At 64.1% G+C, this 17,915-nt stretch carries 20 protein-coding genes; 10 read left to right on the forward strand and 10 right to left on the reverse strand.

The window, feature by feature from the left end; translation table 11 throughout:
• Positions 1–85 precede the first annotated feature (85 nt).
• Positions 86–274, reverse strand: a complete 189-nt coding sequence (locus J7367_RS01690; protein ID WP_005911777.1) for a hypothetical protein — start codon at positions 272–274, stop codon at positions 86–88.
• Positions 275–500: 226 nt separating this feature from the next.
• On the opposite strand from J7367_RS01690, the gene J7367_RS01695 reads away from it, so the two are divergent.
• The 3 genes from J7367_RS01695 (at position 501) to J7367_RS01705 (ending at position 2,234) form a co-directional block, all read left to right on the forward strand.
• On the forward strand, positions 501–770 hold the full coding sequence (locus J7367_RS01695; protein WP_057661664.1) for a GNAT family N-acetyltransferase: 270 nt from the start codon (positions 501–503) through the stop codon (positions 768–770).
• 51 nt (positions 771–821) lie between these two features.
• Positions 822–1,667 (forward strand): DUF3298 and DUF4163 domain-containing protein, encoded by an 846-nt coding sequence (locus J7367_RS01700; RefSeq protein ID WP_057661647.1) that lies wholly within the window; start codon positions 822–824, stop codon positions 1,665–1,667.
• A 66-nt stretch (positions 1,668–1,733) separates the two neighbouring features.
• On the forward strand, positions 1,734–2,234 hold the full coding sequence (locus J7367_RS01705; RefSeq protein ID WP_011050926.1) for a MarR family transcriptional regulator: 501 nt from the start codon (positions 1,734–1,736) through the stop codon (positions 2,232–2,234).
• A 232-nt stretch (positions 2,235–2,466) separates the two neighbouring features.
• Here J7367_RS01705 and J7367_RS01710 read toward each other — a convergent pair whose 3' ends face one another.
• On the reverse strand, positions 2,467–4,665 hold the full coding sequence (locus J7367_RS01710) for a M3 family metallopeptidase (RefSeq protein ID WP_173644172.1): 2,199 nt from the start codon (positions 4,663–4,665) through the stop codon (positions 2,467–2,469).
• Positions 4,666–5,039: 374 nt separating this feature from the next.
• Between J7367_RS01710 and J7367_RS01715 the strand changes: the two genes are divergently transcribed.
• Entirely contained in the window at positions 5,040–5,525 is a 486-nt protein-coding gene (locus J7367_RS01715) for a glutathione peroxidase (protein WP_007966677.1), read from the forward strand.
• 149 nt (positions 5,526–5,674) lie between these two features.
• Here the strand turns inward: J7367_RS01715 and J7367_RS01720 are convergent, their stop codons facing one another.
• Together J7367_RS01720 and J7367_RS01725 are read right to left on the reverse strand one after the other, a co-directional pair.
• On the reverse strand, positions 5,675–6,454 hold the full coding sequence (locus J7367_RS01720) for a ferredoxin--NADP reductase (RefSeq protein WP_005911788.1): 780 nt from the start codon (positions 6,452–6,454) through the stop codon (positions 5,675–5,677).
• A gap of 215 nt (positions 6,455–6,669) precedes the next feature.
• Positions 6,670–8,550: an ABC transporter ATP-binding protein gene (locus J7367_RS01725; protein ID WP_057661649.1), complete on the reverse strand. Its 1,881-nt coding sequence runs from the start codon at positions 8,548–8,550 to the stop codon at positions 6,670–6,672.
• Between the two features lie 286 nt (positions 8,551–8,836).
• Here J7367_RS01725 and J7367_RS01730 point away from each other — a divergent pair, with 286 nt between their 5' ends.
• The 4 genes from J7367_RS01730 to J7367_RS01745 all read left to right on the forward strand — a co-directional run bounded on the left by J7367_RS01730 (position 8,837) and on the right by J7367_RS01745 (position 12,058).
• Positions 8,837–10,354 (forward strand): fumarate hydratase, encoded by a 1,518-nt coding sequence (locus J7367_RS01730; RefSeq protein ID WP_057661651.1) that lies wholly within the window; start codon positions 8,837–8,839, stop codon positions 10,352–10,354.
• Positions 10,355–10,391: 37 nt separating this feature from the next.
• Positions 10,392–10,487 carry a hypothetical protein gene (locus J7367_RS22490; RefSeq protein ID WP_017155729.1) on the forward strand — a complete coding sequence of 32 codons (96 nt, stop codon included), beginning with the start codon at positions 10,392–10,394 and terminating at the stop codon, positions 10,485–10,487.
• Positions 10,488–10,596: 109 nt separating this feature from the next.
• The gene (locus tag J7367_RS01740) at positions 10,597–11,232 is read left to right on the forward strand and encodes a glutathione S-transferase family protein (RefSeq protein ID WP_057661653.1); all 636 of its coding nucleotides are present in this window, start codon (positions 10,597–10,599) and stop codon (positions 11,230–11,232) included.
• A gap of 187 nt (positions 11,233–11,419) precedes the next feature.
• Positions 11,420–12,058: a carbonic anhydrase gene (locus J7367_RS01745; protein WP_017155731.1), complete on the forward strand. Its 639-nt coding sequence runs from the start codon at positions 11,420–11,422 to the stop codon at positions 12,056–12,058.
• A gap of 354 nt (positions 12,059–12,412) precedes the next feature.
• Here the strand turns inward: J7367_RS01745 and J7367_RS01750 are convergent, their stop codons facing one another.
• Together J7367_RS01750 and J7367_RS01755 are read right to left on the reverse strand one after the other, a co-directional pair.
• Complete coding sequence (locus J7367_RS01750; protein ID WP_057661656.1) at positions 12,413–13,546, reverse strand: phospholipase A; 1,134 nt, start codon at positions 13,544–13,546, stop codon at positions 12,413–12,415.
• A 258-nt stretch (positions 13,547–13,804) separates the two neighbouring features.
• A complete protein-coding gene (locus J7367_RS01755; RefSeq protein WP_057661658.1) occupies positions 13,805–14,290 on the reverse strand; it encodes a DUF456 domain-containing protein in 486 nt (161 codons plus the stop codon).
• Positions 14,291–14,517: 227 nt separating this feature from the next.
• Between J7367_RS01755 and J7367_RS01760 the strand changes: the two genes are divergently transcribed.
• Positions 14,518–14,733, forward strand: a complete 216-nt coding sequence (locus J7367_RS01760) for a cold-shock protein (RefSeq protein WP_003483561.1) — start codon at positions 14,518–14,520, stop codon at positions 14,731–14,733.
• A 138-nt stretch (positions 14,734–14,871) separates the two neighbouring features.
• Here J7367_RS01760 and J7367_RS01765 read toward each other — a convergent pair whose 3' ends face one another.
• Both J7367_RS01765 and J7367_RS01770 read right to left on the reverse strand, forming a co-directional pair.
• Positions 14,872–15,351 carry a glycine zipper 2TM domain-containing protein gene (locus J7367_RS01765; protein ID WP_007966687.1) on the reverse strand — a complete coding sequence of 160 codons (480 nt, stop codon included), beginning with the start codon at positions 15,349–15,351 and terminating at the stop codon, positions 14,872–14,874.
• A gap of 132 nt (positions 15,352–15,483) precedes the next feature.
• The gene (locus J7367_RS01770; protein ID WP_057661886.1) at positions 15,484–15,912 is read right to left on the reverse strand and encodes a hypothetical protein; all 429 of its coding nucleotides are present in this window, start codon (positions 15,910–15,912) and stop codon (positions 15,484–15,486) included.
• Positions 15,913–15,986: 74 nt separating this feature from the next.
• Between J7367_RS01770 and J7367_RS01775 the strand changes: the two genes are divergently transcribed.
• A complete protein-coding gene (locus J7367_RS01775) occupies positions 15,987–16,817 on the forward strand; it encodes a tRNA threonylcarbamoyladenosine dehydratase (RefSeq protein ID WP_057661890.1) in 831 nt (276 codons plus the stop codon).
• 52 nt (positions 16,818–16,869) lie between these two features.
• Here J7367_RS01775 and J7367_RS01780 read toward each other — a convergent pair whose 3' ends face one another.
• A complete protein-coding gene (locus J7367_RS01780; RefSeq protein ID WP_007966690.1) occupies positions 16,870–17,637 on the reverse strand; it encodes a TatD family hydrolase in 768 nt (255 codons plus the stop codon).
• Positions 17,637–17,852, reverse strand: a complete 216-nt coding sequence (locus J7367_RS01785; RefSeq protein ID WP_057661893.1) for a DUF6116 family protein — start codon at positions 17,850–17,852, stop codon at positions 17,637–17,639. Before J7367_RS01785 ends, J7367_RS01780 begins: the two co-directional genes overlap by 1 nt.
• Positions 17,853–17,915: the final 63 nt, after the last annotated feature.

Consider the following 17,915-nt stretch of genomic DNA (forward strand, 5'->3'; position numbering starts at 1 on the left):
GAGAGATGGCACGGTCTGGACAGACCTGCCAGATGAGAGCAACGACTGCACAGCGGATGAGACCGCTGCGCAGCGATGCGCCGGCTCAGGCCGCGTTGCGTTCCTGGTCGGCGCTGGATGCCACGCCGTAGGCCTGCTGCAGGCGTTCGTACACCGTATCGTTGAGCTGCGTGAAATCCGGATTGTGGGTGTCGCCCTTGAGGGCGAACTGGAACAAGCCCTCCAGCAACGAGCTGTCGCTGTCTGCGCTGTGTCCTGCCGAATCGTTGTTCATGCGGTGGCTCCCTCATAGGTAAGGCGAAGACGTCGCTGCTTCCGCACACCGGTTGCCGCGATTGCCTTCGGGTCAGCTATCGGCGCCCCCGGGGCGAACTTGAGGGGGCGTTGCGCAAGCTGCGCGGCCGATCACAACATCGATTCACTTTCACGCAGGCGCGGCATCGCGCTGGTCACACTGACGCCACTTCTTGCTGGCGCAGAACATGACGGAGGCGTCGACAGTGCACGTAGAACACGATCCGGCCCGGCAGCGTTTCAACATGGACACCGATGGACATCGTGCCGAGCTGGCCTATCTGCGCGACGGCGAGACCATGACCATCACCCACACGCAGGTGCCGGACGCCGTCAGCGGACGCGGAGTTGCCGCGGCATTGGTCGAGGACGCTTTGGCATTCGCACGGCAACATGGTTTGAAGGTGGTTCCGGCGTGTAGCTATGCCGATGCATATGTGCGGCGACATCCGCAGTATCAGGACCTGCTGGCCTGACCGGCATCGGGCCTTTTTCGTAACATGATTCATACAGGGGAGCGGGCGGTAATGGGGCGGTTGCTTGGAGTGAAGGCAGTGCAGGGCTTGCTGGTGCTGGCCGTGTTGGCAGGGTGTACGCAGCGCGCATCGACAACGGCAGAGCCGAACGCGCCTGCAGCCGATGCGGCGCCCGCGGCAGCGCCGCCTGCAGAGCCGACCGTGGTACAGAGCGGCCCGTTGGAAGATGTGATCGAACATGCACCGGCCTACATGGTGGGCATCAGCTACCCGCACGGGCTGGATGCGTATCCGGAACTCACTGCGCTCATTCGCGGCTATGCGCAGGACGCACGTGCCGAACTGATGCAGGCCGTGTCCGGGCTGGGCAACGACAAGCCGCCCGCGCCGTATGAGCTGTCGCTGGCATTCGAGACCGTGTTGCAGACCCCGGATCTGATCGTGATTTCAGCCGATGGCAGCAGATACACCGGCGGTGCGCATGGCGAGCCGCTGGTGGCGCGCTTCGTCTGGCTGGTCAAGGAGCACAAGCAATTGACCGCGCAGGCGCTGATTCCGGATCCGGCAGCCTGGGAAAAGATCGGGCGGGAGGTCGCGGCACAATTGCATGCAGCAGCGACCCAGCGTGTCCAGGCCGATCGCGTGCCGGTAGAAGAGCAGGCTGAGCAGGTGGCTTCTGCCGATCGCATGATTGCCGAAGGCACCGCCGCGCAGGTGGACAACTTTGCGCACTTCGTGCCGGTGTTGAATGCAAATGGGCAGATCATTGCCGTGCGCTTTGTGTTTCCGCCCTATCAGGTCGGCCCCTACTCGGATGGCACGCAGATGGCAGAGGTCGCCGCCTCCACATTATTGCCTTCGGTCGCACCGGAATATGTACATCTCTTCGCGCGCTGAGGTGTCGCATCGCGCATGTTGTGATTGAATGGCCCGGCCATTCAGCAACGTACTCGAACGGGTGATATGAGTAGTTTCGATCCAACCGCAAGTCGCGTGGACCACACCTGCGTGCGTTATCCGGCGTTCCCGCGGGAGCCGGCAATATTGGTGAGACTGATCAAGCATCTCTACAAGCGCCTGCATACGCTCGGGTGCGTGCGGCTCAAGCCTTATGGCATCAGTCCGCCGGAATACGAGATCTTGATGATGCTCTATGGCACACCGGAGCAGTCGATCACTCCGACCGAGGTGGCCGAAGCCGCCAGCGAAAAGCCGGCCAACATCACCCGGCTCACCGATCAGCTGTGCGAGAAAGGCCTGATCACGCGCACCAGCAGCCCCGAAGATCGGCGCAAGATCGTATTGACGCTGCAACCGGCAGGCTCGGCCTTGATCGAAAGCCTGTTGCCCGATGCCTGCACGCTGTTGCATGCAGAGACCGCCAGCATGAGCGAGGCCGAGCAGCTACGGTTGGAGAAGCTGCTGAAAAAGCTTCTGGATGGCGTGGACGCGGTCGAACTCTGAGCGGCGCGCATTGCGCGTGCGATAAGCGCTGCAAACGCAGCACGCAAAAAAAACCGCCCTGGTCGCTCAGGGCGGCGTTGTCATCTCATCGGTTCTCAAACAAGGACGTGTCGATACCATCGAGAGCATTTGATGTCTGGTCCGATGTCCAAGATCGGCATGCCCGCACGGGACATGCCGATCCTGCCGCCACACGCGCGGCCTGACGACCGCGCGTGATCGTGCAGCCGATTTACGGCCTGGACTGCGATGCTTCCGGGGTCGCACCATCGCCGCCTTGCGCGCTGAGACCGCGCTTTTCGAGCAGCGGCTCGATCTGCGGCGCATGCCCGGCAAAGTTCTGGAACAGCTCCATCGCATCCACGCTACCGCCGCGCGACAGCAGGGTTTTGCGGAAACGATCGCCATTGGCGCGGCTCAGGCCACCGTGCTGCTTGAACCACTGCTGGGTGTTGGCGTCCAGCACTTCCGACCAGATGTAGGCGTAGTAGCCTGCCGCGTAACCGCCCATGATGTGGCTGAAATACGGGGTCTTGTAGCGCGGCGGCACCGGTGCATAGGCAATGCCGTCCTGCTGCAGCGCCTTGGCTTCGAATGCCATCACGCCAGCGGCGTCCGGCACCTGGCTGGCGCTGACCTGGTGCCAGTTCTGATCCAGCATTGCCGCACCCAGGTACTCGGTGGTGGCAAAGCCCTGGTTGAACTTGGATGCGGCAATCACCTTGTCCAGCAATGCCTGCGGCATCGGCGTGCCGTTCTGATAATGCTTGGCGTAGTTCTTCAGGATGGATGGCTCGTCGGCCCACATCTCGTTGACCTGCGAGGGGAACTCGACGAAGTCGCGCGGCACGCTGGTACCGGAGAAATACGGGTATTTGACGTCGGAGAACATGCCGTGCAGCGCATGCCCGAACTCATGGAACATGGTGGTCACCTCATCCCAGGTCAGCAGCGTCGGCTGGCCGGCCGGCGGCTTGGGAATGTTGAGGTGGTTGGCCACCACCGGCTTGAAGCCGGTCAGGTCCGACTGCGACACATAGGAGTTCATCCATGCGCCACCGCGCTTGGATTCGCGCGCATACATGTCGGCGATGAAGATCGCCAACTGCTTGCCGTCCGCGTCGAACACGTCGTAGACGGTGATGTCGTCGCGGTAGGTCGGCAGGTCGGTGCGCTGCTTGAAGGTCAGGCCGTATTCCTGATTGGCCGCATAGAACACGCCGTTTTCCAGCACATTCTTCAACTCGAAGTACGGCTTGAGCTGGGATTCGTCGAAGTTGTACTTGGCCTGGCGCACCTTCTCGCTGTAGTAGGCCCAATCCCAGGCTTCCAGCTTGAATGTCGGCTTGCGCGCGGCCTTTTGTTCCTTGTCGATCATCGCCTGCAGATCGGCGGCTTCGCGCTTGGCATTGGCCACCGCGGCCGGTGCCAGTTTGCCCAGCATCGCGTTGACCGCTTCGGGGGTCTTGGCGGTCTGGTTTTCCAGCGAGTAGGCGGCATAGGTCGGGAAGCCCAGCAACTTGGCCTTGTCGGCACGCAGCTTCATGATGCGCGCCACCAGCGCGGTGTTGTCGTACTGGCCGCCGTGGCTGCCGCGCGACACCGAGGCATCGTAGATCTTCTTGCGCAGCTCGCGATTCTTCAGCTGGGTCAGCGGCGGTTGGCCGGTGGTATTGAGCAGCGCGATGACGTACTTGCCGTCGAGCTTGCGCGCCTTGGCGGCTTCGGCGGCAGCGGCGATCTGCTCCTGCGACAAACCATCCAGTTGCTTGACGTCATCCACGACCACGGCGGCAGCATTCACCTCGGCCAGCACGTTCTGGCTGAAGGTCGTGCCCAGGTTGGCCAGCTCGGCATTCATGGCCTTGAGCGTGGTCTTGTCGGCGTCGGAGAGCTTGGCGCCGTCGCGTACGAAGTCGCTGTAGTACTTCTCGACCAGGCGCACGCCCTGCGCATCCAGCCCCAGCTTGGCGCGTTGGTCGTACAAGGTCTGAATGCGTGCGAACAGCTTGCCGTTGAGCGAAATCGCATCGCGGTGGGCTGCGAACTTCGCAGAATAGTCAGCCTGCAACTTCTTGCGTGCGTCGTTGGTGTCTGCGCCGACCAGGTTGAAGAACACCGTGGTGGCGCGGTCGAGCGTGGCACCGCTCTTTTCCAGCGCGATGATGGTGTTGTCGAAACTGGGCTTGGCTTTCTGGCTGGCGATCTTTTCCACTTCCTTCAACTGCTCGGCCATGCCGGCATCGAAGGCAGGTGCGAAATCGCTGTCCTTAATTTTGTCGAACTGCGGGTAATGCAGCGGCAGCGTGCTGTCGGCGAAGAAGGGGTTGGCTTGGGGGGCGGCCTGCGTGGCAGCGGGGGCGGCGATGCTGTAGGACGGCATGGCAAGTCCCAGGGAAGCGGCCAGGGCAAAAGCGAGACGGGTGGTCAAGAGGGTTGCTCCAAAGTGCGAACCGCCGAGGCTAACCCAGCCAGTCGGGACAGGCGTGTGACAAAAGGCATGGCTGCCAAGCCAATGCGACGCCATCAGGCGGGCACAACCGTCGCTGGCGTTGCATGCGTACGAGTCGATGCAAGCGGAGCATGGACCGCCGCCGGACGTGTGCCCGTTGCACTCCGTGGCAGGCCGGAGCTGGCTGTCTCCGGGCGGCTTTGGAAGATCCCGGGCCGTCTGTCTGACGATCCCGGTCTGTCGCGCGCAAGGCGATCTGTCGCACGACTGCCCTTGGCAATCGTTCTTCCGCCGCGTGGCCGCCGTGCAGGCGGCTACGGTACGCTGCCCGTCTCGCACACTGCAGGGCAACCATGAGCGACATCTCCACCTTCGCATTCACCGACCTGGAAGGTCGCACCCAGTCGATGCGCGATTACGCCGGCAACGTCCTGCTGGTGGTCAATGTCGCCTCCAAGTGCGGATTTACGCCGCAATACGCGGGGCTGCAGGCCCTGTGGCAGCGTTATCGCGAACGTGGACTGGTGGTGATCGGTTTTCCATGCGATCAGTTCGGGCACCAGGAGCCGGGCGATGCGGCGCAGATCCGCCAGTTCTGCTCGCTCGACTATGCGGTGGATTTTCCGCTGGCAGCAAAAATCGAGGTCAACGGCAACGGCGCGCATCCGCTGTGGCAATGGCTCAAGCACGAACGACGCGGCGTGCTCGGGTCCGAGGCGATCAAGTGGAATTTCACCAAGTTCCTGATCGGCCGCGACGGCCGCGTACTGGAACGTTATGCGCCCACCACCAAGCCGGAGGCATTGGCTGCCGACATCGAGCGCGCGCTGGGCGCATGATCCGGCAGGGCGTGGTATTGAAACCGTAGGAGCGCACGTGGGCGCGACGAAGATTTCCCGGTAACGCCTCGTCGTGCCCGGGTGTGCTGCTACGACAGCGGGTTTTTCAGATGAAACGCCGCGCGCACGGGTCTTTCATGCGCGGCGCATCACTTTTCGACGAAGGCGCGCTCGAACACGTAATGCCCCGGCGTGCCGATGCGCGGGGAGGTCTGGAAACCGCGGCTATCCAGCAGGCTGCGCAGGTCGGCCAGCATCTGCGGGCTGCCACAGATCATGAAGCGATCGTTGGCCGGATCCAGTGTCGGCAACCCGAGCGTCTGCTGCATGCGCCCATCGGCCATCAGCTCGGTCAAACGGCCTTGGTTGGCGAAGGTTTCGCGGGTGACCGCCGGGTAGTACAGCAATTTTTCGCGCAGCAGGTCGCCGAGAAATTCGTGCTGCGGCAATTCGCGTTCGAAGTAATCGCGGTAGGCCAGATCCTGCACGAACCGCACGCCCTGGGTGAGGATCACCTTGTCGAAACGCTCGTAGGTTTCCGGGTCCTTGATGATCGACAGCCACGGCGCCAGACCGGTACCGGTGCCTAGCAGATACAGATTGCGCCCGGGGTGCAGATCGCTGATCAGCAGCGTGCCGGTAGGTTTCTTGCCAACCAGCACCTTGTCGCCGGGCTGGATGTGCTGCAGCCGCGAGGTCAGCGGGCCGTCCGGCACCTTGATGCTGAAGAACTCCAGATGTTCTTCCCAATTGGCGCTGGCGATCGAATACGCGCGCAGCAACGGACGCGTTTCGGTTTCCAGCCCGATCATCACGAACTGCCCGTTTTCGAAACGGAAGCCGGCATCGCGGGTCGTGGTGAAGCTGAAGTAGGCATCGGTCCAGTGACGGACCTCGAGCACCGTTTCGGCGCCAAAAGCGGAAGACATACCGGTAAGTGTCGTGGGAAGAGTACCCGGCAATTCTACCTCAAGCCGGCCAAATGAGATGAACTCTCATTTGGTGGGAATGGAGAATCGGGAATCGGGAATGGGGTGCAGTGCCGAACGATCTGTGCCTCTTCAGGATCCGCAGGCTCAGTACCTGTCAGCCGCAGGAGCGCCGCTTCTAACGATTCCCCATTCCCGATTCCCAAATCCCGACCTCACCGATACCCCGCCGCCTGCAATTCGAACAATTCCGCATACCGGCCGCCTTGGGCCATCAACTCGTCGTGGGTGCCGTTGGCCTCGATGCGGCCTGCGGCCAGCACCAGGATGCGGTCGGCCATGCGCACGCTGGAGAAACGGTGCGAAATCAGCACCGCGGTGCGGTTGTCCGACAGTTCCTTGAAGCGCTGGAACACCTCGAATTCGCTGCGCGCATCCAGCGCGGCGGTGGGTTCGTCCAGGATCATCAACTGCGCATCGCGCATGTAGGCGCGGGCGATGGCGATCTTCTGCCATTGCCCGCCGGACAGATCCACGCTGTTCTTGAAACGGCGCCCGATCAGCTGGTTGTAGCCGTCGGGCAGGCTGTCGATCAGCTCGCCGGCCATGGCGCGTTGCGCGGCGGCGCGGATGCGTGGGGTGTCGTCCATCGCGTCCACCTGGCCGACGCCGATGTTTTCGCCAACGCTCAGGTGATAGCGCACGAAGTCCTGGAAAATCACACCCAGGTTGGCGCGCAAGTCGTCCAAATCGTAGTGACGCAGATCCTGCCCATCGAGCAGGATGCGGCCTTCGTCGGGGTCGTAGAGCCGTGCCAGCAGCTTGACCAGGGTGGTCTTGCCGGCGCCGTTTTCGCCGACCAGCGCCAGCACTTCGCCGGCGCGCAATTCGAAATCCAGGTGCCGCACCGTCCACTGTTCGGCATCCGGATAGCGGAAGCCGACATCTTCGAAAACGAAGCCCTGGCGGATCGGGCGCGGCACCGGCAGCGCGTTCGGGCGCGAGCGGATTTCCGGCACGATGTTGAAGAACGAGTACAGATCGTCCAGATACAGCGCCTGGCCGGCGACCTGCGAAAAGCCGATCAGCAAGCCTTCCAGCAATTGCCGCAGGCGCAGGAAGCTGCCGGCCAGAAAGGTCAGGTCGCCGATGCTGAAATCGCCGCGCACCGTGCGCCAGGCGATGTAGCCGTAGGCCATGTAGTAGCCCAGGGTGCCGAGCGCGGCCAGCAGCGCTCCCCACATTGCGCGCTTGCGTGCCAGCGCACGGTTGGCCTGGAAGAACTTGTCGGCCAGCCGGCGGTAGCGCGCGATCAGGAAGCGGTGCAGGTTGAGGATCTTGACTTCCTTGGCCGTCTCCACGCTGGCGCCGACCTGGCGCAGGTAATCGAGCTGGCGCCGTTCCGGCGTCCACTGGAAGTTGAGCGAATAGCCCAGCGCATTGAAGTGCGCCTCGCCGATGAAGGCCGGGATCAATGCCACCGCCAGCAGCACGATCAACCACGGCGCATAGACCACCAGGCCCACCGCCAGGCTGACCACGGTGATGGCGTCCTGCACCTGGCCAAACAGCTGGCTCATCAGGTTCATGCGGTTCATGGTCTGGCGTCGCGCGCGATCCAGCTTGTCCTGCCGGTCCGGGTCTTCGAAATCCTCCAGATCCAGCTGCGCGGCATGTTCCATCAGACGCACGCTGGCGGCGTTGTTGAACAACTCCGACAGCAGCGCATCGGCGTAGCCGACCAGCCGGCCGAGCAGGTCCGAGCCGATCGCCAGCGCCAGTTCCAGCGCCAGCAGTTCCAGCAGCCGGTTCAGGCGGCCGCTGCCCAGGGCCTGCGCGAACGAGTCGAATGCCTGCGGCTGGCCGACCAGATGGATCGCCTCGTCGATGATCAATTTGCCGATGTACAGCGTCGCCACCGGCATCAGCGCGCGCAGCACGCGCAAGCCGATGCTGCTGGCACTCAGCCAGCGGCTGGTCTGCCAGATCTGCTGCAGGAACGGCGGCAGATTGCGCAGCGCATCCAGGCGCTCGCGCAGGGTAGGGCCGGTACGGGGGGCGGCGGGCGCAGAAGCGCCGGAACGGGAAGCTGACATCGTATTAGTGTGCCGCGCCCGGCGTGGGCGCGGGGTGTTGGGCCAACCATAAGAAAGGGGCAGGGCCCAGGCAGGCGCGTGCTCGCCTCGCGGCGCCCAGGGCTCACCGTCAGCCGCCGCGCCGGCAACGGTCGGTGGATTGGTGGCTTGCCATCACCGCAGCACTGCGGCGACCACCGGCGAAAGGCCGCATCGGTCAATCGCAGCGATAGACGCCGCACCCGGACGCGCCTGCGGTTTGCTCTAAAATGCCCGGATTGCACCCCCGCCAGCCGTAGAGCCAGCCGTGACCTCGATCAAGCAGGAAGACCTCATCCAGTCCGTCGCCGATGCGTTGCAGTACATCAGCTACTACCACCCGGTCGACTACATCAAGAACCTGTCCGCCGCCTACGAGCGCGAAGAATCGCCGGCTGCCAAGGACGCCATTGCGCAGATCCTGATTAACTCGCGCATGTGCGCCGAAGGCCACCGCCCGATCTGCCAGGACACCGGCATCGTCACCGTGTTCCTGGAAATCGGCATGAACGTGCGCTGGGACGACGCCACCATGGGCGTGGAAGACATGGTCAACGAGGGCGTGCGTCGCGCCTACAACCACCCCGACAACAAGCTGCGCGCCAGCGTGCTGGCCGACCCGGCCGGCAAGCGCGCCAATACCCGCGACAACACGCCGGCAGTGGTCAACACCAAGATCGTGCCCGGCGACCATGTCGAGGTGATCGTCGCGGCCAAGGGCGGCGGTTCGGAGGCCAAGAGCAAGTTCGCCATGCTCAATCCCTCCGATTCCATCGTCGATTGGGTGCTCAAGACCGTGCCGACCATGGGCGCCGGCTGGTGTCCGCCGGGCATGCTGGGCATCGGCATCGGCGGCACCGCCGAGAAGGCCATGCTGCTGGCCAAGGAAGCCTTGATGGAGCCGATCGACATCGTCGACCTGCAGGCGCGCGGCGCGGCCAACCGTGCCGAAGAACTGCGGCTTGAGCTGTATGAAAAGGTCAATGCGCTGGGCATCGGCGCGCAGGGCCTGGGTGGCCTGACCACCGTGCTGGATATCAAGGTCAAGGATTACCCGACCCATGCGGCCAACCTGCCGGTGGCGTTGATCCCCAACTGCGCCGCCACCCGCCATGCGCATTTCACCCTGGACGGCAGCGGCCCGGTGATGCTGGATCCGCCGTCGCTGGAAGACTGGCCCAAGCTCACCTACAACCCGACCAATGCGCGCCGGGTCAACCTGGACACCATCAGCAAGGAAGAAGTGGCCAGCTTCAAGCCGGGCGAGGTGATCCTGCTCAACGGCAAGCTGCTGACCGGCCGCGACGCTGCGCACAAGCGCATGATCGACATGCTCAACCGCGGCGAAACCCTGCCGGTGGACTTCACCAATCGCTTCATCTACTACGTCGGCCCGGTCGATCCGGTGCGCGACGAAGTGGTGGGCCCGGCTGGCCCCACCACCGCCACGCGCATGGACAAGTTCACCCGGCAGATGCTGGAACAGACCGGCCTGCTCGGCATGGTCGGCAAGTCCGAGCGCGGCGATGCGGCGATCGCCGCGATCCGCGACAACAAGGCCGTCTACCTGATGGCGGTCGGCGGCTCGGCGTATCTGGTGTCCAAGGCGATCAAGGCCGCGCGCGTGCTGGCGTTCGAGGATCTCGGCATGGAGGCGATCTACGAATTCGAGGTCAAGGACATGCCGGTGACGGTCGCGGTGGATTCCAGCGGCGAATCGGTGCACAAGACCGGCCCGCGCCAATGGCAGTCGCGGATCGGCAAGATTCCGGTGGTGGTGGAGTAACGGCGGCGATCGAGCCGGCCTCACTGCCGTTGCGCGGGTGTGGCCGGTGCCGGTGAGCTGCAGGCACGATGCGCGCATGCCGCATCGTGTCGAGTGCGTCGTGGTGCCGGTGCGCGCGTCGGTGCAGCAGTGATTGCACGGCACAGGTCTTCGACAGCGCGGTAAAAACAACGACAATCGCCGTGCGCCGCGCAGACGTCGCCCGCCTTGCGCGCCTGTCCCTACCGATCCCGGAGCCCCGCATGGTCGCCACGCTGTACCACTCCCCCAGTACCGCAGCGTTGGTGGTGCATTGGCTGCTGATCGAACTGGATATTCCGCACGCACTGCACCCATTGGATTTCGAAGGCGGCGAGCACAAATCGCCGCAGTACCTGGCGCTCAACCCCGCCGGCGTGGTGCCCACGCTGGTGCTCGATGGCCAAGTGCTCACGGAAGCTGCAGCCATCGTGCTGCACCTGGCCGACCTGCATCCGCAGGCCGGGCTGGCCCCGGCAGTCGGCACGCCCGAGCGTGCGGCGTACTACAAGTGGATGTTCTTCTGCGCCAACACCCTGCAGCCGGCGTACCGCGCCTGGTTCTACCCGAGCGAGCCGGCCGGGGCTGGGCAGGCCGAGGCGGCGCAGATGCACGCCCGCCGCAAGCTCGAAGCGGCCTGGACCCAGGTCGATGCGCATCTGCAGGCCCACGGCCCATATCTGCTCGGGGAAACCGTGTCGGCGGCCGACTTCATGTTGACCATGCTGATGCGCTGGTCGCGCAACATGCCGCGGCCGACCGATACCTGGCCTGCACTCCAGGCGCATGCAGTGCGGATGAAGGCCCGCCCAGCATTCCAGGAAACCTGTCGCCGGGAGTTCCTGACGGACTGGACCTGAACCTGCGCCCGCGGACTGCGTCTGTTGATCGCAGACTCTCCATCCGGCCCGTTTGGTCGCGTCCGCCACATAGTACGATCGTGCCACCAACCATAGTGCAGGGGGCTCGTCCATGTCGCATTCCGCATCGCGTCGAAAATTGCTTCAGTGCGCCTGTTGCGCGCCGATCGCGGCCGCTGCCGCGTCCCTGCCGTTCGCCTTGCGCGCGGCGCCGTCCAAGAAAACCGATTTGAATGCCGAGCAGGCGCTGCAGATCCTGCGTGACGGCAACAACGCATTCGTCGAAAACCGCCCCAAGAAAGTGATCTCCGACAGCAAGCGCCGCCTGGAGCTTGCGCTGGGCCAGACCCCGTTCGTCATCCTGGTGTCGTGCTCGGATTCGCGCGTGCCGCCAGAACTGCTGTTCGGCCGCGGCCTGGGCGAAATGTTCATCGTCCGCAACGCCGGCAATACCGTCGACACCACCGCGCTCGGTTCGATCGAATATGCAGTCAGCCAGCTCGGCGTGCCGCTGGTGGTGGTGATGGGCCACGAAAGCTGCGGTGCGGTGGCCGCGGCAGTGTCGGTCGTGGAGAACAACACGTTCTTTCCGGGCGCAATCGGCGCGATGATCGAGCCGATCGTTCCGGCGGTGCTGACCGCCAAGGCCAAGGGCGGTACCAACCTGCTGGCCGACTCGGTCAAGGCCAACGTCAAGCGTACCGTCGACCGCTTGCGCGCGGCGTCCGAACCTGCGTTACTCGAACCATTGCGCGCCGGCAATGTGCGCGTGGTCGGTGCGTACTACACCTTGCAGGACGGCAAGGTGGACTTTTTCGACGTTTGAGTCGGGCGCAGGCAGGCCTCGGCCATAGCAATATGCCTTGGTCCGCCGGTAACGTGTCCTGCAGCATGGTTGCGTAAGACGAAAGGCCGACATGCGCACATGCCGGCCTTCTATTTGATCGACTTGGTACAGTTTGCCGATCAACTCCGTCGCACGATGCGCCGCCCGTGGTGCCGGCGATCATCGGCAGCAGCGCTTGTCGTGAGCACCTGCAACACCATTGACCGCTGCCAGAGCGATCAAGAAAAGTGGCCGGCAGTGCGCACGGCGCATCGGGCTCGCAAAGTTGAAGTAGTACATACCGAACACCGACTGCGCCCACGTGGCAGTGAGCGCAGCCGGTGCTGGGAGTGCCTAGAACCACTCCAGCAACGACACGCCCACACCGATGTAGGTTGCCTTGTGGTTGTAGTCGATCATGCTTTCGCCGTAGCCATCGAACACCTGCACATGGCCGCGCAGCAGGTTGGTGATCGGGAAGCCGTAATCCACCTGCACCGAACCGTGCGAGCGGTCGCCGCCACGCAGCGAATGGCGTGCGATCAGCGCGAATTCGTGGCCATCCTTGTTGTAGACCAGCGTTGCATCGCCGCGGCCCATGTAATCCTCGATATCGGGATTGTTGTCGTCGGCGCGGTCTTCCTTGATGCGGAACCACGGGCGCAGTGTCAGCGCCCAGTTCTCCCGATCCAGCCCGAAGTTCAGGATCACCCGATTCCAAGAGCGCGACAGCGGGTCGGCGCGCCCGTTGGACATGTGATTGAGGCTGATGCCGCTCATGCGGCCCTTCCAGCCGAAGATGCTGTAGTTGTTGCGAAAGACCAGCATCGCTTCGGGCTCGTAATTGGTCTCGCGGAACGGGCGCGACGCATCGGTGTTGTAGGCCTGCCAGCGCGAGCTCTGGGTGTAGCCCATCCAGATATCGCCGTTGTCGCCGAACAGGTCTTCCACCACCTTGGTCTTGAAGCTGAGCTGGAACTTGAGCTCGGTGCTGTCCAGCTGCTGCGGCGTATTGACCGAGTTGGCCGGATTCGGCGACTGCGGGGTGCGGTTGGTGTCGCTGGTCCAGAATGCCGGCAACAGGTACACCGGCTTGTAACCGCGCAGCTGGAAAGTGCCCAGCTTGGAGTCCTTGGCCAGTTCCCAGCGTCGGTCCAGCAACGAGCCGCGGCCGGCATTGGCCACGGCTTCTTCTTTCGGTTGGTCCTGGCCGTCGGCGCGGAAGAAATCGCCGACCCGGCTGATCGTGCGCGTATCGTCGGGCTTGGCCTCCCTCTGCTTGGCCAATTGCGCTGCGGCATCGGCCTCTGCGGTTTGCTGCGGCGTGTAGCCCAGCGCCTTGTCGTAACAGGCCAGACGAGCGGCATCGGAAGTCACCGAGGTGCAGGCTTGCGGCGAGGCCGGCTGCGGTGCGATTTCCTGCGCATGTGCCAACGGCGCGGCGGCCAGTGCGATCAGCATCAGGGGGCGGGTGGGGTGCTTGGACATGGGCAGTCTGGCCGAAATGAAGGCGCCAGGCAGGCGCAGAGATGCGCAGCTTAACGGTCGCGTCTGCATACGCAGTGTGTACACGAGGGCATAACATTCGACCGAGTCACCTCAGCTCAGCGTCTGCTTGCAACGTGCCGTCCTAAGTCGGGCAAGTGTATGGTTTGCCCCGCCACGCGTCGGCCCAATGAGTGCATGGGACCGTCACGCGTTCGGGGACAAAGCACGCATGCACCGACCTCAAGTTTTTCCAAAGCTTTAGAAAAACCAGCCGATGGCGAACACGCCCAGCATGCACAGGCCGAGCGCCAGCTTGGTGGCGGTGCCGAGCATGATGCCCACCCAGGTGCCGATCCCGACCTTGGTGGCCTGGCCGGACTTGCGTGTCTGGTAGTACTCGCCGAGCCAGGCGCCAGCGAACGGGCCGATGAACAACCCGATTGGCATGAAGAAAATGCCCGCGATGCCCCCGATGACCGAACCCCACAACGCCATCTTGCTGGCACCTACCCGCTGCGCTCCGTACAGCGTGGCCAGGAAGTCGACCAGGTACGACAGCGCAGTGATCAACCCCAGCACGACCAGCGTCACCCAACCGATGTGGCTGAAATTGTCAGCCCAGGCGGCAACCAGCAGGCCGGCGAACACCAGCGGCAGGCCCGGCAGGGCCGGCAGGATGACGCCAGCCAGGCCGATCAGCACCAGCGCGGTGGCCAAGACGTAGTAAACGACGGCGGTGTCCATGATGGTTACACAGGTCCTGATTCAGGCTTGACAAAAAGGCGCAAGGGGTGCTTGAAAATTCATTTTGCGCAGGTTAAGTTGCAGCCGCTGCTGTTTGCAAAGGTCACCGTGAATCGTGGCCTGATGCGGTAGATCGTCTGATCCGCTACATCCTTGTACCTCGCTTCCTCCTTGCAATCACAGCCACCACCGCTCGTCCATCACAGTGTCGTAGGGAGTCAGTCGAGATGTCCAATATCGAACGCGAAAATGGTGTCGTGAAGTGGTTCAACGATGCCAAAGGCTTTGGATTCATCAGCCGCGAAAATGGCGAAGACGTCTTCGTGCATTTCCGCGCGATCCAGATCCAGGGCTTCAAGAGTCTCAAGGAAGGTCAGAAGGTCAGCTTCACGGTCGTACAAGGCCAGAAGGGCCTGCAGGCCGATGCAGTGCAGGTGGTCTGAGCCGGCTGCGCGGAGCGCAGTAGCCACGCAACAAAAAGGCCCGTCGCCGGGCCTTTTTGTTGCGTGGCTACTGTGTTGTCGCGGCCGTTGCCGACGGGCGCTGCAGCGGCGGTGCGTCTACGCCACCAGGCCGATGGATCAGCGCAACACGACCTTGCCGTTGACCACGCGCACATAGGCGTTCTCGCGCACACCCGCCAAGTCGCGCTGGTTGACCACGATCACGCGGCCGTCGTCCATGCGCACCTGCACGTCGAAGCTGGAGCTGGTGACGTTGTTCTGGATGGCGTTACCTGCCAGCGCGCCGGCAGCGGCACCGGCCACGGCCGAAACGTTCTTGTTGCCCGTACTGCCGCCGGTTTCCTTGGAAATCTGGCGGCCGGCCACCGCGCCCACGATGCCGCCAAGCACGGCGCCGGTGCCGGTCGGCGCGGTGCGGGTCGGGCCGACTTCGTCGATCCGGGTCACGATGCCGCAATCGACGCAACGCTGCGTCTGCGAGTAGCCCTGGTCATACCCGCGGTCGCCGCGATAGCTGCCGTATTGGGGTTGGGAGGTGGCGCAGCCAACCAGGGTCGCGGTTGCAGCCAGGCCAATGACGAGCAGTCGGGTCTTCATGAAATCTCTCCGGGGTGGTTCGAAAAGGCGGCCGGGGCCGCGGCGACGTCATCCTGTGACGGTCCAGGTGAACGGCCCGCCAACTACGGCACTGCAGGCTTAACGAAACCCGAGCGTCGTATTCATCAACCTTCAGCGAAAGTCGCGGTGGCAAGCCTCGCAGGCATCGGAGATGCGGCTGTGGAGTTGGCCCAGCTGCCTGCAATCGGTCAGCGTCACGCCCTGGGCCCGATCCAGCACGGCACGCAATGCCTGGGCGTGCTCGCCGAAGCGGCGGTCCTCGCCAATCGCGGGGACGGCCGGCTCGACTTCGTCGGCCAGCAGGCGCAGCGATTGCAGTCGCCGCTGTTGCTGCGCCGGCATGCAGGCGGCGCCTGCGTCCGGTCGCAGCGTGCGTAACTGGTAGGCCATGATCTGCATCAGGCTGTCGGGCACCGGGTCGCGCCGCGCTCGTAGTGCGTTGGCCACCATGACCGTGGCGACCAGGCCGATCAGCAGGCCCAGCACCAGCATGAAGGCGTAGCGGGCCGCGCGGGACTGGGTGGGAGGCGGGGCGTGCATGAGGTGGCTCCTGGGACGCAACGTTCGTTGCGGCAGCGTGGGCGCGCCCTGAGCGGGGCGCGTAAAATAGGCCGATGAAAGCACAATGGCGTGAACGCTTTGCCGGTATCGACCGGCTATATGGGGTCGGCACGGTCGAGCGCTTGTCGGCGTGCCGCGTGGCGGTGGTCGGCATGGGCGGCGTGGGCTCGTGGGTGGTCGAGGCGCTGGCACGCACCGGGGTGGGGCACATCCGCCTGATCGATGCCGATGACGTATGCGTGTCCAACACCAACCGGCAGTTGCCGGCGCTGGCCGGGCAGTACGGGCGCAACAAGGCGCGGGCGATGGCCGAGCGCTGCGTGGCGATCAACCCTGACATCGAAGCCGATGCGGTCGAGGCTTTTCTGACCTCGGGCAATATCGACACCTTGCTGGGTCAAGGCTTGGATCTGGTGATCGATGCCTGCGACAGCTTTCGGGTCAAGGTGGAAACCATTGCCTGGTGCCGTCGGCGCAAATTGCCGCTGCTGACCGTGGGTGCGGCCGGCGGGCGCACCGACCCCACGCTGGTGCGCGTGCGCGATGTCTCGCGCACCGAGCACGATGCGATGCTGGCGCTGATCCGCAAGAAGCTGCGCAGCGAATTCAATTTTCCCAAGAACCCGCAGCGCTACTTCGGCGTGCCGGCGGTGTATTCGCTGGAAAACGTCAAATACCCGCAGGCCGATGGCAGCGTCTGCGGCATCCGCCCACAGCTCGATGCCGATGCCACGCTCAAGCTTGATTGCGGGGCAGGGCTCGGTGCGGCCACGCATATCACCGGCACCTTTGCATTCGTGGCGGTGGGCAAGGCGCTGGACATGTTGCTCAAGCCCAAGGCTGCGGTGGCGATGCCGGCAGCCGAGGCGGTTGCGGCGTCGTGATGCGGCCTGCGCGCCGTCGTGCTGACCGCGCGCGCTGATGCGCACGCTGCGCTCAGTGCGGTAGGCCGAACAGGTTGCGGGCGTTGGCCGACGTCTGCGCAGCAATGTGCGCAGGGTCTTGCCCGCGCAGCTGGGCGATGCAGTCCAATACCGTGCGCAGATACGCCGGCTCGTTGCGTTGGCCGCGGATGCCGGCGTCGGGCTGATCCGGCGCGTCGGTTTCCAGCAACAGGTGCTGCAGCGGCATGCTGGCCACCAGCCCGCGCAAGCGATTGGCGCGCGGGTAGGTCACCGGGCCGCCGAGGCCGATCATGAAATCCAGTTTCCACAACTGCTGCGCCTGCTCGGGGCTGCCGGCAAAGCTGTGCACCACGCCGCGCAGGCCACCCACCGCCTTGATGCGCGCGATGACCTCCTCGGTGGCGCGGCGCGCATGCACGATCAGCGGCAGGTCGAAGCGCTTGGCCAGCTGCAGCTGAGCATCGAAATAGTCGCGCTGCGCCTGTGCATCCAGTCCGTCGACGAAAAAGTCCAGGCCGCATTCGCCGATCGCGCAGGGCCGCTCGCGTTCGATCCACTCGGCAAGCTCCTGCAGGTGCGCAGGGCGGTGCTGCTCCAGAAACAGCGGATGCAGGCCGTAAGCGGGGTGGAGGCCAGGCGCCTGATCGCAGACCGCACGCAGGCCCGGCCAACTGGCAGCGGTGATTGCCGGCACCACTTGCTGTACGACGCCCGCGGCCTGTGCGCGCGCGATCACCGCCGCGCGGTCGTGGTCGAACTCGCCTGCATCCAGATGGCAGTGGCTGTCGATCAACCGCATCAGTCGCGGCGCACCGGTGCCGGCACCGGCGCCTTGCGGGTTTTCCAGTTGGCCAGCAGCAGCGTGGTCAGGCCGAACAGCAATTCGTCCAGGAACGGGATCGGATCCGGCATCACCATGTCGATCAGAAACAGCGCGGCGCCCAGCTTGAACAAGGTGGGATATCGCAGCGTGCTGGCCCAATCCAGCGCGCGTGCAGTCAAGGGATTTCGCATGCGAATGCTCCGGCTGTTAGAGATCCATGAAGTAACCGCTAGCTGAACTTAACCGTCGTGTTC

Origin of the sequence: Xanthomonas sp. D-36-1, assembly GCF_017746155.1 — a bacterium.
In the GTDB taxonomy this organism is placed as follows: Bacteria; Pseudomonadota; Gammaproteobacteria; order Xanthomonadales; family Xanthomonadaceae; genus Xanthomonas; species Xanthomonas cissicola.